The 13,042-nt window shown below is 53.3% G+C and carries 14 protein-coding genes; 11 read left to right on the forward strand and 3 right to left on the reverse strand.

Going from position 1 to position 13,042, the window contains the following annotated elements; translation table 11 throughout:
- Window positions 1-45 precede the first annotated feature (45 nt).
- From AC07ED_RS03710 to AC07ED_RS03720, 3 genes are read right to left on the reverse strand one after another with little or no spacing between them, the layout of a single operon-like run.
- Entirely contained in the window at window positions 46-834 is a 789-nt protein-coding gene (locus tag AC07ED_RS03710) for an ImmA/IrrE family metallo-endopeptidase (RefSeq protein WP_105236779.1), read from the reverse strand.
- The gene (locus AC07ED_RS03715) at window positions 831-1,244 is read right to left on the reverse strand and encodes a hypothetical protein (RefSeq protein ID WP_105236780.1); all 414 of its coding nucleotides are present in this window, start codon (window positions 1,242-1,244) and stop codon (window positions 831-833) included. The genes AC07ED_RS03710 and AC07ED_RS03715 overlap by 4 nt, the downstream gene beginning before the upstream one ends.
- Window positions 1,231-1,821 carry a hypothetical protein gene (locus tag AC07ED_RS03720; protein WP_009574182.1) on the reverse strand — a complete coding sequence of 197 codons (591 nt, stop codon included), beginning with the start codon at window positions 1,819-1,821 and terminating at the stop codon, window positions 1,231-1,233. The genes AC07ED_RS03715 and AC07ED_RS03720 overlap by 14 nt, the downstream gene beginning before the upstream one ends.
- 162 nt (window positions 1,822-1,983) lie before the next feature.
- Here AC07ED_RS03720 and AC07ED_RS03725 point away from each other — a divergent pair, with 162 nt between their 5' ends.
- The 11 genes from AC07ED_RS03725 to AC07ED_RS03775 all read left to right on the forward strand — a co-directional run bounded on the left by AC07ED_RS03725 (window position 1,984) and on the right by AC07ED_RS03775 (window position 13,032).
- The gene (locus tag AC07ED_RS03725) at window positions 1,984-2,523 is read left to right on the forward strand and encodes a multiubiquitin domain-containing protein (protein ID WP_051130673.1); all 540 of its coding nucleotides are present in this window, start codon (window positions 1,984-1,986) and stop codon (window positions 2,521-2,523) included.
- Window positions 2,520-2,900 carry an E2/UBC family protein gene (locus tag AC07ED_RS03730; RefSeq protein ID WP_074646429.1) on the forward strand — a complete coding sequence of 127 codons (381 nt, stop codon included), beginning with the start codon at window positions 2,520-2,522 and terminating at the stop codon, window positions 2,898-2,900. The genes AC07ED_RS03725 and AC07ED_RS03730 overlap by 4 nt, the downstream gene beginning before the upstream one ends.
- Window positions 2,897-3,790, forward strand: coding sequence for an ANTAR domain-containing response regulator (locus AC07ED_RS03735; RefSeq protein WP_105236781.1), 894 nt, complete (start codon window positions 2,897-2,899; stop codon window positions 3,788-3,790). Before AC07ED_RS03730 ends, AC07ED_RS03735 begins: the two co-directional genes overlap by 4 nt.
- A gap of 157 nt (window positions 3,791-3,947) precedes the next feature.
- Window positions 3,948-5,201, forward strand: coding sequence for a transporter substrate-binding domain-containing protein (locus AC07ED_RS03740; protein ID WP_478241837.1), 1,254 nt, complete (start codon window positions 3,948-3,950; stop codon window positions 5,199-5,201).
- A gap of 185 nt (window positions 5,202-5,386) precedes the next feature.
- A complete protein-coding gene (gene urtB / locus AC07ED_RS03745; protein ID WP_478241839.1) occupies window positions 5,387-6,223 on the forward strand; it encodes an urea ABC transporter permease subunit UrtB in 837 nt (278 codons plus the stop codon).
- A gap of 2 nt (window positions 6,224-6,225) precedes the next feature.
- The gene (gene urtC, locus AC07ED_RS03750; RefSeq protein WP_105236783.1) at window positions 6,226-7,386 is read left to right on the forward strand and encodes an urea ABC transporter permease subunit UrtC; all 1,161 of its coding nucleotides are present in this window, start codon (window positions 6,226-6,228) and stop codon (window positions 7,384-7,386) included.
- 3 nt (window positions 7,387-7,389) lie between these two features.
- Window positions 7,390-8,142: an urea ABC transporter ATP-binding protein UrtD gene (urtD, locus tag AC07ED_RS03755; RefSeq protein WP_105236784.1), complete on the forward strand. Its 753-nt coding sequence runs from the start codon at window positions 7,390-7,392 to the stop codon at window positions 8,140-8,142.
- Complete coding sequence (locus tag AC07ED_RS03760; RefSeq protein WP_105236785.1) at window positions 8,142-8,837, forward strand: ATP-binding cassette domain-containing protein; 696 nt, start codon at window positions 8,142-8,144, stop codon at window positions 8,835-8,837. Before urtD ends, AC07ED_RS03760 begins: the two co-directional genes overlap by 1 nt.
- Before the next feature lie 41 nt (window positions 8,838-8,878).
- Window positions 8,879-9,919: an aliphatic amidase gene (locus AC07ED_RS03765; protein WP_105236786.1), complete on the forward strand. Its 1,041-nt coding sequence runs from the start codon at window positions 8,879-8,881 to the stop codon at window positions 9,917-9,919.
- Between the two features lie 72 nt (window positions 9,920-9,991).
- The gene (locus tag AC07ED_RS03770; RefSeq protein WP_105236793.1) at window positions 9,992-10,798 is read left to right on the forward strand and encodes a CbbQ/NirQ/NorQ/GpvN family protein; all 807 of its coding nucleotides are present in this window, start codon (window positions 9,992-9,994) and stop codon (window positions 10,796-10,798) included.
- Entirely contained in the window at window positions 10,795-13,032 is a 2,238-nt protein-coding gene (locus AC07ED_RS03775) for a nitric oxide reductase activation protein NorD (RefSeq protein ID WP_105236787.1), read from the forward strand. The genes AC07ED_RS03770 and AC07ED_RS03775 overlap by 4 nt, the downstream gene beginning before the upstream one ends.
- Window positions 13,033-13,042: the final 10 nt, after the last annotated feature.

Genomic DNA, 13,042 nt, shown 5'->3' on the forward strand with positions numbered 1-13,042 from the left:
GCTTGAGCACTTGCTGGGTGAAGAAGCTATTGAGGTTGTGAATTTTTATCGCGCCATCATGTATTCGCTCTTCAGGACCAGCAAGGTCATGACCTCGTCGTCACCCACACGGAACGACTGCTCAGCAAGCTCATACCGATCGGCGCCCTCTGTATCGAACCAGGTGTCCGCGTCCATAAGAGACAGCGAGATGTCGTCCCGGGCTCCCTTGTGCAGGATATCGTGAGCGTTGCTCTGCGGGTCAAGTGTTCGACGCAGGAACCATCGCTCCCCGACGCTCTTCGATCTCTTGAACCAGTTGAGGCCGCCGCGGCTGTAAGAGGCCAGGAGGCTCGGCTCGAAATCCAGATCCACCAAGCGATACGCCATGGCCGTCTTGCTGACAGAAAAGGCGTCCGAAAGAAGACGGACGGTGCGCATATCGAATTTCCTGAAGTCATTCAGTGCGCTCTTGAGCATGAACTCCGGCATCAACAGCTCTGAGGCGAACCGGTTGGCGCCCTTCTCTCGGGACATTCCTCGTTCCCGCCCCTTGCTACCCCCGATATCCTCTTTTGCACAAAACAGATGTTCTCCCCTGTGCCATTCCCAGTGCCCCAGTTCGTGTGCGAGGGAGAACCTCTGGCGCCGTAGATTTCCATGCGCGTCATTCACGGCGATTATCGCGCGGCCGACGTCAGCTCGACCATGGATGCAAGCCTCACATCCGTCCATTTCCCGGTAGTCAACCTTGGCACCTTGAAGCCAGGCAATGGCTTCAAGGTTGATGTCTTCCGGTCGCTTCAGGCGCAAAGCCTGGAGGATCTCCTCAGCACGACGCGGAGAATGAGTCATTCTTCATCGCCGTTTTTGTCAGGCCAAGCGTCATCGTCGAACAGGTCTTCCAAGTCCTTCTCGATCCCTTTTCTGTCTCTCTCCGACAGCTTCATTCCATGACGAGCGGCCACCGTATCGGGCATGAAGTTGCCAGGCCTGTTCGCAGGCCTGCGTTGAGCCATGGAGACGACATTCTGGTCGCGCGTTGCACGACCTTGCTCAGCTGCGGCCTTGGCTTCCTTCATTGCCATTTCGGCGACCTCGTCTTTCGCGGTCTCCAGCCAAACTCTCATGCGATCACCGAAAGCAGCAATGTCCTCCCCGGCCTCTTCAGCCTCTTTTCGAATATCCTCGTCTGAAGCGTTCGTGATAGCTTCGTCGATTTCCTCCGCCAGGCGATCTTGAAAGGTTTTCTTATCCTTCGCCATTGAGCATCTCTTTCATTTCCGGGTGGGCGTTGCGTGTCCTTTTGACCCGCTGCACCACCGTGTTGTATTCCCTTTCATTCCAGTCGAGGCCCGTCATGATCTCGGACTTCGATTGCCCTTCCTCCAGAGCCAGGAGGTATAGCTGTGAATCGTCATCACCCTCGAAGAGCGCCATGAAGCGGGCCATAAATTCTTTCTCGAAGAGCTGCCCTTCTTGGTTGCACGACGAGGCAATGTCCTTCGCGGCCTCCATGTCTTTGTCGGCGTTCTTGCGAAACCCGATCTTAGGCCGCTCCGATGCAATGCTCCGCATCACGCCGGAGAGAAAGTCCATAAGCGCAACACCTTTGGGCCATTGGCGTGTCCCGGTGATCTCACTTTTCATCACCCTCATGACGGCCTCTTGAAGGACCTCCTCCTCGTCGCCGACTCGGTTGTTCCGAATGCACCAGTTGCGCGCCTTCTGAAGGAGCTTTCTGAGTGCGACATCATCGCGGAAGAGAAGGTCCAGTTCGTCAGTGAATTCCTTGAGGGTATTGAACTCTTGGGGTGTGTCTTTCGCCATGCCAATCGCCATCTTCGCTGCTCTTAATATACATATGCGCACTCAGCGACCTATCGCAGTCAAGAAAATTCAAAAAAATATCAAGGCTAAGAACGCGAACCCTCTTGTGCCGCGCATACACCATTGATGGCGCCTGCTGCGGGCGTCGAGCAGACAAGAAAAGGATTTGCTGCCATGACTACCGAACAGATGGAAATCGAAGATCTCCAGGCCGCCCTGAAGGCCGGCCGCAAGCCCCGCGACCACGGACCCTACAAGGTCAAAGTCGGCGACCACGACCTGAAGTTCACCGACGCCGTCATCGACGATCCGACGCCCACCGGCCGCCAGATCATCGAGGGGGCCGACTTCCGTAAGGCCGAGGAACACCTCGTGTTCCAGGTGCTGCGCAACGGTGAACTTGAAGAACTGCGCCTCGAGGAAACCACGGATCTGCGCCCTGGCCAGGTCGAGCGCTTCCTGGTCTTCCCGAGCGCGGAATCCTTCCGCTTCGACATCGATGGCAAACGCCTCGAGTGGGGCCACAAGGTCATCAGCGGGCGCGTGCTCAAGAAGCTGGCCGGGGTCGATCCCGCGAAGTTCGCCGTCTGGCAGGTGATCCCCGGCAAGGATGACATCCTGGTCGGCGACACCGATCTGATCTGCCTCGCGGATGCTGGCCTGGAGCACTTCTTCACCGGCGTGCCCCAGACCACGGAAGGGGGTGCGGCATGAGCCTCCTCCCCCGTCAGGATCGCCGCTACCTCGAGGGTCGCGGCATCACCGTTCGCGAGGTCATCGAAGGCGGAAAGAAGGGCGTGATCCTCACCGGGATCACGCTGCCGGAAGGCAAGTATCAGGTCGCCCAGGTGGATATCCTGATCCTGCTGCCGCCCTCGTATCCCGAGGTCGCCCCCGACATGTTCTACGCCGTGCCGCATCTGAAGCTCCTTGTCGGCCAGCGTGAGCCCCGCTGCACGCAGGCACGCCAGGCCTTTGATGGCCAGAACTGGCAGCGCTGGTCTCGCCATAACAACCAGTGGCGTCCCGGCACCGACGGCATCTGGACCATGCTGAAGCGGGTCGAAGAGGCCCTGGAGGTGGCGGCATGAAGCGCAGCGACATCACCCTCCACGCCCGTCACCGCGACAAGCTGCAGGCGCTGCTCGCGCACCCCCGTGGGCACGAGGGCGCCGCCTACATGCTGCTCGGCAAAAGCGAGATCGCGCAGGACCCCTGGGACCTCGAGCCGCGGACCCGTTACACCTCCTACGAGGTCATCGCGATCCCGCAGGAGGACCGCGTCGATGCCAGCGACAAGCACGTCACCTGGAATACCAACTCCTTCGCCCAGCTCTGTCGCCGGGCCAAGGAGGAAGGCCTGGTGCCGGCGATTTACATTCAAGCCAACATCAATGAGCGCGTAATGCACAAAAAAATTCTCTCTCGATTGTCACGTTTGGACATTTCGCTTGTTACCCAACCTGATGACGATGGGCTGGAACTGGCCCGTACTCTGGCATACACGAAAGCCAATGTGGAGCGGCGCTGGCCTTGCCCTGATCAGATTGGATCAAATTGCGACATTCTGGTCTGTGATTTTGAGCCCGGAATTGAGAAGCGTTATCCTTGGTCGCCAGGCGAAGCAACGGCTGCCGTTGTTTTGGTTTTGCCGCCAGTAAGCAAGATCGATGTTGATCAAATCCACTCTGCCCTGCCCGATGCGTTGCTCTATCGGCCGTTCCGACCAGAGACATGTCTGGCAGTCATTTCGACCGCCTGGGATAGCTTCAGTTACCATCGTCGACTGAACATGCGAATCGCACAACTTGATGACAGCGTTCGATCTTTGCGAGATGTTGAGCGTGCAAAAACGATTCTGATGCAGGAAAGAAAGATGAGTGAAAACAAAGCATTCCAAGCGCTTCGCGAGGAAGCAATGGAGCGAAGAATGCAGATTTCAAAGCTTGCAAAAACAATTGTTGACAACCGAAGACACTAATCGTTAGCGTTTAGTCCAACCCGTGAGAGGGTAATCTCACATCGGGATATCCGGCAACAACGCCGGCAAAATTTAGCGGCAACATCAGCCTCACGCTAGACCTTGATTGGTCTTCGTGGGGTTTTTTGTTGTGCGCACAACGGGGAAGGAAATAAAAATGCGCAGAAGAGATTTAATTAGAAACGCGTCAGCTTTGGCGGGCGTTTCGTTGGTAGCACCTGCTGCTCTTGGTAAATCAGGAATGGCATTCGCCGCAGGCGACACGATTGATGTCGGAGTACTGTTTTCACAAACAGGTGGTTTGTCGATTATTGAAAAGTCACTGGCTGATGCAACTCTGATGGCGATCGACGAAATCAATGCATCGGGCGGTGTGCTGGGGAAGATGATCAACCCCTTGACCGAGGATGGGGCTTCTGACCCGAAAACATATAACGAAAAGATCTCAAAACTGATCATTCGTGATCGCGTGCCGACCGTTTTCGGCGGCTACACTTCAGCGAGTCGCAAAGCCATTCTGCCGGTTGTTGAGCGCCGCAATAACGTCTTCTTCTATCCGACCTTCTATGAAGGCTCCGAGTGCTCCAAGAATGTTGTTTACACGGGTGCTGTTCCAAACCAACAGCTATCCAACTACATTCCTTGGATCATCAACACATTGGGCAAGAAGAAATTCTTTATCGTTGGTTCCAATTATATTTATCCAAAGGAAATGGCCAAAGTCAGTAAGATTTTGATCGAGCAGAACGGCGGCGAATGGGTTGCTGATGAATATCTGGAATTGGGCCACTCCGAATGGGGCAGCATGGTTCAAAAGATCAAAGCATCGGGCTGTGATGTGGTCCTGTCAAACGTTGTCGGCGACTCTGTTGTTGCCTTTTACCGGGAGTTCGGCAATCAGGGCCTGACGCATGCAGAACTTCCTATCTGCGCGACGGTCACGTCTGAAATTGAAATTGCTGCTATGGGTGCCGACTATGCGGCGGGCAGCTATACGTCCTTCCCTTACTTTCAGGCCATCGGCTCTGACGGGAATAAATCGTTCATTGAACGGTATCGGGCCTATGTGAATGATCCTAACGCGGTGACACATCACGCTCTGGAATCGAGTTACTTCCAGGTTTACCTGTGGAAACAGGCTGTCGAAGCAGCAGGCGAAGCAACGCCGCAAGCCATTCTGGAAGCTGTCAAAGGCCAGGAGTTTGATGCGCCAAGCGGCCACGTAACTGTGGATCCCGAAAACCTGCACACCTATCTGACCCCACGTATCGCCCAGTGGGGCAGTGATGGTCAGGGTCAGATTGTGAATGAGTTCAGTGCTCCGGTTCGACCGCTTCCGTATGTTGCATACGGAGAGTCGGCAGATAACCTGTTCTGCGCTTCAGACGGTTTGGACACCAGCAAACTCTAATCCACCTTTACACCTAAATCCCTGGCCCGATCGTTGATGTTTGATGATCGAGCCGGGTCACCACCCCGCCACGTCCTAGTGGATGCGGGACAGGTGATTTCTATCCAAAAAACGGAGACTGCGCCGCAATGGTAGACATGTTGTTCATAGGACTTTCGCTCGCTTCGATCCTTCTGCTCGTCGCATTGGGCCTGACGATTACCTATGGTGCCATGGGGGTCATCAATCTTGCCCACGGCGAATTGGTGATGATCGGCGCCTACACTGCCGTAATGGCCGGCCTTCATTTGCACCTGAATATGATTTGGGCGATCCCAATCGCTTTCGTTTTTACCGGCGCTATTGGCTTGCTGATCGAACGTTTGGTCATCCGACACCTGTATGGACGGGTGCTGGACACGCTATTGGCAACATGGGGCATTGCTATTCTGCTACAGCAGGCCGTCCGACTGGAATTGGGCCTGTCGTTTTTTGGCATCCATATTCAAGGGCTAGGACCGGGACTTCAAAACCTAGAAATCCCCGAATTCCTGAAATCTTCATTCCTGATCGGTGACTTTGTTTTTCAGCCATATCGGAGTTTTATCATTCTGGTGACGTTGCTGTTGACCGCGCTGACCATGTTCCTGATGTACCGCACACGCATGGGCATTCAAGTGCGCGCTATCATGCGTAACCCGGAAATGGCCGAGGCCTGTGGCATCAACGTAAAACGCGTATCAACCATGACCTTTGCCTATGGCTCAGGGTTGGCCGGCGTTGCTGGTGTCATGCTTGCAGGCTTCAAAACCGTATCCCCTGAAATGGGGTCTGCGTTGGTGGTCGATGGTTTTCTGGTCGTCGTGGTCGGCGGTGTGGGCAGCCTGATCGGCTCTGTCGCAGCAGCCGGATTGCTGGGCGAAATCACAAGTGTGATCGCGGCCTATAGCAACGACATTCTTGCCCGTGCAGCGGTCTTTGGACTGGTGATCGCAATCATCATGTGGCGGCCCGCCGGGCTGTTCTCTTTCAAGGGGCGATAGTCATGACCACCCAACCTCAAACCCGCCAACGGAACGCAGAAATTCTGGCATATGGCCTATTTATCCTCTGTGTTCTGCTGATGCCGACGATCATGGATGAATTCTGGCTGAATCGTTTTGCGAAATATCTGGTGTATGGCCTTCTTGGTGCCGCCGTCGCACTTAGCTGGGGTTACGCCGGTATTCTAAATCTGGGTCAGGGCCTGTTCTTTGGCCTAGGCGCATACATGTTGGCGATGTCGTTAAAACTGAAAAGTTACACGTCATTGCAACAAGGATCCGACACGCCACTTCCGGATTTTATGTTATGGAATGCAGAACCAGGTGCCGCTGCCGAGCTGTGCTGTATCAATCCAACATCATTTATCTGGCTGCCGTTTCAATCGCAATTATTTGGACTGGTGATGGGAATCGCCCTGCCCTGTTTGGTGGCATTCGTTTTGGGTTCGGCGATTTTCGGCAAGAGGGTCTCGGGTGTCTATGTCGCTATCATTACTCTGGCGATGGTGCTGCTGGTGCGATTGCTGATCATTGACGCTCAGCCGCTGACCAACGGGTTTAACGGTCTGACTGACCTTGGTTGGCTCAGCATCGGCGGGTACGAATTTGATCCTTATACGGTTCAGACATATTACCTTATCGCAATCCCGACGATCCTAAGTCTGTTGGCGGCCCGGTGGCTTGTTGCCACCCGTGCGGGATTGATTTTGCAAGCGACCCGCGATGATCCAACACGGGCCAGATATCTGGGCTTTAATGTTGCTGCATATCAAGTCTTCTTTTTCACAGTTTCCGCTGCAATCGCTGGGTTGGCAGGTATGCTTTATGTCATTGCCGCCGAATTTGCGACGCCGACGTTTTTGGACCTGTCGTTTTCGATCACCATGGTGGTCTGGGCAGCAGTTGGGGGTCGAAATTCGCTTCTGGGTGCGTGCATCGGCGCAATCTTGATCAGCACAGTCTCTGCCACAGCAAGTGAGTCTGAATTGCTGGGCGAAGCATGGCGTGCAGGGCTGGGGCTGGTCTTCATTCTCTCAGTTTTGTTTATGCCCGGCGGTTTGGCGGGCCTCGCACAGCAGGCAGTAAGCCGCCTGCCATTGGGGTCGCACGATAATCGTTCAGGTCAAAATGATCGGCCGGAAGCCCAGGCAGGGAGGGGATAAATCATGGAAAATAGTCCAGCACTTCAACTTAAAAACCTTGGCGTTTCGTTTGGTGCTTTCCAGGCTGTTCAGAACGTTTCGATGGCGGTCACTGATGGTGAAGTGCGCGTGGTGTTAGGGGCGAATGGCGCGGGTAAAACAACTTTGATGAACTTGATTTCAGGGATGACAAAGTCAACCAACGGTCAAGTAAAGCTGTTCGGAAACGACATAACGAACATTCAAGAACACAAAGTTGCGCGCGCTGGGATTGGTCGGAAATTCCAAATCCCAAGCGTTTTTCATGACTTGAATGTCATGGATAACTTAAGGGTTGCCGCCTCTACCAGCCCGTCAGTCATTCGCAACCTTAGACGCGGCATGAGTGCTGAGATGCGCCAGAGATTGGAAGAGGTCATTGCTCTGACTGAGCTCGGTGATGTCCTTGGAAAACGTGCGGGCGATCTTGCTCACGGTCAAATGCAATGGCTCGAGCTGGGAATGCTGATCATTCAGGATGCCCGCGTCATTTTATTGGATGAACCGACCGCAGGAATGACACAGGGTGAAACTCTGAAGACCGCGCAGATAATCAATCGCCTGCGAGGGCAACACACTTTGTTGGTGGTTGAACATGACATGGCGTTTGTCCGTGAAATTGCTGAGCAAATAACGGTGCTCCACTTGGGTCAGGTTCTGGCCGAAGGGACAATCACGGAGATCGAAAATAACGAACAGGTTCGTGATGCCTACTTGGGCAGCGGGGGGATTCATTGATGCTTTCTGTAAACGATCTGCACAGCTTTTATGACGGTAGCCATACGTTGCATGGTGTTTCTTTTGATCTTGAAGAGGGTGGCGTTCTTGCCGTTCTCGGGCGGAACGGAGTCGGCAAAACGACACTCCTGAAATCAATCATGGGTCTGGCTGTTCGCTCAACTGGTTCAATAGAACTCGCTTCACACGAGCTTATCAATGAGCCCACTTACCTGCGTGCCCGTGCGGGCATTGGGTATGTCCCGCAGGGGCGCCAGATAATTCCTGATTTCACAGTGCGTGAAAATATTATTCTTGGCGGTTTCGCAGATGAACAAAATACCAAGTTCATGCCCGAAATCGCAGAAACGTTGTTTCCATACATCGTGGAAAATCTGGACCGCAGAGGCGCGTTGTTGTCTGGCGGGCAGCAACAGCAGCTTGCCATTGTTCGTGCCCTTGCCACTGACCCTCGGCTTTTGCTGCTGGATGAGCCGACCGAAGGCATCCAGCCCAATATCGTAGAAAAAATCGAAGAAGCGATCATCACATTGAATGAAAGCCTGGGGATCAGCGTCATTCTGGTCGATCAAAACATCGAATTTGCGCGCCGCGCCGCCAAGAGCTTTTTGCTTATGGAAAAAGGCCGGATCGTTGCTGGTGGCCCAATAGATGATCTCACGGATGACCTTGTCCATCAATACATGGCCATCTGAATTACGTAACTAAATCAATATCATAACCAACGGAGCAAACTATGATTCACGGTGATATTACAAGCAACAATGACACAGCTGGCGTGTCAGTTATTAACTACCCAATGCCGCGTCTGCATGACCGTGCGGGCGTAATTGAGAACTGCCACAAAATTGCAGATGTCGTACGCAACACCAAAAAAGGCCTTCCAGGGCTCGATCTGATTATTTTCCCGGAATATTCCACCCACGGGATCATGTATGATCAAGGCGAAATGATGGATACGGCCTCTGTCATTCCCGGTGAAGAAACCGAAATTTTTGCGCAGGCCTGCCGCGATGCCGGTGTTTGGGGCGTGTTTTCGCTGACCGGTGAACGTCACGAACAGCACCCTGAAAAAGCCCCGTATAATACCTTGATCCTGATGAATGATCAGGGCGAAATAGTACAAAAGTATCGCAAGATTATGCCTTGGGTGCCGATCGAAGGTTGGTATCCGGGTGATTGTACATATGTCTGCGATGGTCCCAAGGGGCTGAAAATTTCGCTGATCATCTGTAATGATGGTGATTTCCCGGAAATCTGGCGCGATTGTGCCATGAAGGGTGCCGAACTTATCATTCGCTGCCAAGGTTATATGTATCCAGCATGCGAGCAGACCGTAAAGCTTTCGGAATCAATGGCTTGGTGTAACAACTGCTACGTTGCGGTTGCCAATGCTGCTGGATATGACGGCGTCTACACCTACTTTGGCAACTCATCCATTATTGGTTTTGACGGTCGAGTCTTGGGCAAATGTGGAACCGAAGAAATGGGTATGCAATTTGCGGCATTGTCTATCTCGCAGATCCGCAACGCACGTCGGACAGCTACATCCAACAACCACCTCTACAAGCTGCTGCACCGTGGTTACACCGGGATGATCAATTCTGGCGACGGAACCGAAGGCACCAACGCTCTGCCCTTCGATTTCTACCAGAAATGGGCCACAGACCCCGAAGGCACCAAGGAAATGGTCGAAGCAATTACACGACCTACGCCGGGTACCTCTGAGAACCCGATGGAGGGTATCCCCGACGAATCCTCTCTTAAACACAAGTAGAAGGCCGGGTTCCCTTGAATGGCGGCGGCTTCGACCTCGCCGCCATTCGATTGTTATTTGAAAGGGTACATGATGTCAGAGCATCTAAACGACTATCTCATAACTGATGAGCCATTTTATTGCGCATCAAGCGACGAAGTAGACCGTTTCACAGCGGCCTACAATTTGCGTATGCCGATGATGCTGAAAGGGCCGACTGGAAGCGGTAAAACGCGATTTGTCGAACATATGGCATGGCGCCTGAAAACACCTTTGATCACCGTGGCTTGCCATGAAGACATGACAGCCGCGGATCTTGTTGGTCGTTATTTGCTGTCGGGTGATGCGACTGTTTGGGACGATGGCCCTCTGACGCGTGCCGTTCGGTACGGTGGCATTTGCTATCTCGATGAGATTGTGGAAGCCCGCCAGGACACGACGGTTGTTATCCATCCATTGACCGATGGCCGTCGTATCTTACCATTGGAAAAAAAGAATGAACTGGTGCACGCGCACCCGGATTTCCATCTCGTGATATCTTATAATCCTGGATATCAAAGCGTCACGAAAGACTTGAAAGAATCAACCAAACAACGCTTTGCAGCGTTGGATTTTGGATACCCGACAACCGCCACCGAAGTCGACATTATCGTGGCGGAGTCAGGTATTGGTGAACCCGTTGCAAGACAATTAGTTCAGATTGGTGAAAAGACTCGCAATCTTAAGGGGCATGGCCTTGATGAGGGCGCATCGACCAGGATGCTTGTTCAAGCCGCAAAACTAACTCAGCAAAATGTTTCCCTGGAAATCGCTTGCGAAATGGTTTTGACAATTCCTTTGACGGACGATCCTGATCTGCGCAACGCGCTGACTGCAACAATCCAGGCAGTGCTGGGATGATCGACCCGCTCTTGCCGCCTCCCAACGAAATCAAGCCACCTGATGTGCCCTTGTCGGATGTCAGGTCCGTCGGCCCGCTTCAGGATAGAATGCGTGCAAAAGTGACGAGCGCAGATTTCGACATATGGCAAGAACAGGTGATGGCAATTGCGCCGCTTGGCAACGCGGCGCTGATGGATTTTTGCAATACATCTTTGGCCGCTGCGGACAAATTCGGCCCTGAACATACTCTGCATATTGGGCGAACTTGCCTGCATATCGAAGAAGTTTCCAGCGGTGACAATGCCCGTCATCTATTGCGCAATGCCTTGAATGCGATCGCAACCACGGCGGATGGGGCGACGTTTGAAATCTATTTGGATTGTCTCGTCACAGTCGCCAGACAAAGCCCGTTGATGTTACCGCCGCTCATAGACACACAGGCGCAAATACTCCCTGTACTACAATCAAGACATCTTGAACATTGGATCGGTACCGGTTTGGCAATCGCCAGCTGGGACCGCGATGATGCCTTGGCCTATTTTCAGCTTCAAAGCGAGGATGCCCGCAACCTGCTCGACCAAATGTCTGGCGAAGTAGATTTTGATACCGTCGCAACCAGTGTGCGCAGTTTTATCCGCGCGCTTTGGGGTATCAGCCCCATTTGCGTTAGCTTTGTGCCGGACGACAGCAACACGAACCTGCAGAGGTCATCGTTTTTTCATTCACTGATCCGAATGCCATCAAGATATGCAGGTGTTTCCGGTGAATTAGGTGAGCAGCAGTTTCGCGGTGCTTTCGCCCATATCGCGGCCCACCTTGTATTCGGACAGGGCCCTCAAGAGATAGGGTCGCTAAAACCAGTTCAGGTCGCGCTGATTTCGTTGATTGAAGATGCCCGTGTCGAGCAGTTGGCCAGTCTTGAGCTTCCGGGTTTGGGGAAATTGTGGGCAGGTCTCCATACGGCGAAAGCCGGGAAAACGACGACCGTAAACAAGCTTTTGGCGCGTCTCGCGCGGGCTCTAGCTGACCCGGATTATCACGATGAAAACACTTGGGTCAGACGAGGCCAACAACTTTTCTTTCAGGACAGTGCCCAGTGGCAGGAACCTGACTTTAGTCGAAAACTGGGTGGGTTGCTGGGGAATGATCTGGGTCAGATGCGGATCCCGTTCAACGCGCGCGCCTATGTTGTTCAACCCAGTTACAGAGATGATAACTCCGGGCTTTGGGTGCAAAAGCCTGATGAAACCGATCCGGAACAAACTGAAGATGAGTTTTCCGTTTTATCGTCGCCTGATGAACCTGATCAATCGAAGACAACACAGGTTGCCCAGTCAGCTTCAAAAGACGCGATTGCCGAATTGGGCCGGTATTCGGAATGGGATTTTGAATTGGGCGCTTACCGGCACGCCTGGTGCCGCGTGAAAGAATATGCCGTTGTGCCGGCACCTGTTGCTGCTGTGGAACGGGTGCTGACGAATGAAGGCGGTACAATCACGCAGGTCGAAAGGTTATTGCGCGAAACACGTGTCGGCCGCCCAAAACGCGTTCGAGGGCAAAGCCATGGGGATATCATTGATATCGACGCCTGCATTCGCTTTGTTGGCGAAAAACGGGCGGGGTTGACCCCTGATCCGCGGATTTACCAGATCAGCCAGATTTCCGAGCGCGAACTTTCTGTATTTGTGCTGTTGGATATTTCTCAATCGACGCGAAACCGGGTCGGGCAAACTGCGGATACTATTTTGTCGATTGAACGTTCCGCGGCGAGTATTTTGGGCTTGGCCATGCAGCGCGTCGGCGACGCATTTGAGATGGCAGGTTTCTGTTCAGATGGACGCAATGATGTACGCATCTACCCGGTTAAGGATTTCACAACGCCATTCGACATGGCGTGTCTCTGTCGATTGAATGGCCTTCGAGGTGGATTGTCGACCCGGTTAGGTGCGGCATTGCGGTATTGCGGATCAAGACTGGCCACACAAAAAAGCGAACGAAAACTGGTGCTCGTAATCACGGATGGGGAACCATCTGATCGTGATGTTACGGACGATCGGTACCTAACCGAGGACGCACGCCAGGCGGTATCGGCGCTCAGATCACAAGGTATTGACACCTTTGCTGTCGCCTTGGGTTCTGACGGAATAGATACATTGCCGCGCATTTTCAGCCGCCGCAATTACCAGGTTATCGACAGGGTTCAACAACTGCCTGAGCGATTGACCAGGCTCTATCACCAACTCGCAAGATAATAGAATGGAC

The organism is Aestuarium zhoushanense (assembly GCF_056431045.1).

Bases quoted from the DNA above. Each gene is read 5' to 3' on its own strand.
- AC07ED_RS03725 (WP_051130673.1), top strand. From the start codon at position 1,984: ATGACTACCGAACAGATGGAAATCGAAGATCTCCAGGCCGCCCTGAAG.
- AC07ED_RS03710 (WP_105236779.1), bottom strand. From the start codon at position 834: ATGACTCATTCTCCGCGTCGTGCTGAGGAGATCCTCCAGGCTTTGCGC.
- AC07ED_RS03730 (WP_074646429.1), top strand. From the start codon at position 2,520: ATGAGCCTCCTCCCCCGTCAGGATCGCCGCTACCTCGAGGGTCGCGGC.
- urtD (WP_105236784.1), top strand. From the start codon at position 7,390: ATGGAAAATAGTCCAGCACTTCAACTTAAAAACCTTGGCGTTTCGTTT.
- AC07ED_RS03740 (WP_478241837.1), top strand. From the start codon at position 3,948: ATGCGCAGAAGAGATTTAATTAGAAACGCGTCAGCTTTGGCGGGCGTT.
- AC07ED_RS03765 (WP_105236786.1), top strand. From the start codon at position 8,879: ATGATTCACGGTGATATTACAAGCAACAATGACACAGCTGGCGTGTCA.
- AC07ED_RS03720 (WP_009574182.1), bottom strand. From the start codon at position 1,821: ATGGCGATTGGCATGGCGAAAGACACACCCCAAGAGTTCAATACCCTC.
- AC07ED_RS03770 (WP_105236793.1), top strand. From the start codon at position 9,992: ATGTCAGAGCATCTAAACGACTATCTCATAACTGATGAGCCATTTTAT.
- AC07ED_RS03775 (WP_105236787.1), top strand. From the start codon at position 10,795: ATGATCGACCCGCTCTTGCCGCCTCCCAACGAAATCAAGCCACCTGAT.
- urtC (WP_105236783.1), top strand. From the start codon at position 6,226: ATGACCACCCAACCTCAAACCCGCCAACGGAACGCAGAAATTCTGGCA.
- AC07ED_RS03760 (WP_105236785.1), top strand. From the start codon at position 8,142: ATGCTTTCTGTAAACGATCTGCACAGCTTTTATGACGGTAGCCATACG.
- AC07ED_RS03735 (WP_105236781.1), top strand. From the start codon at position 2,897: ATGAAGCGCAGCGACATCACCCTCCACGCCCGTCACCGCGACAAGCTG.
- AC07ED_RS03715 (WP_105236780.1), bottom strand. From the start codon at position 1,244: ATGGCGAAGGATAAGAAAACCTTTCAAGATCGCCTGGCGGAGGAAATC.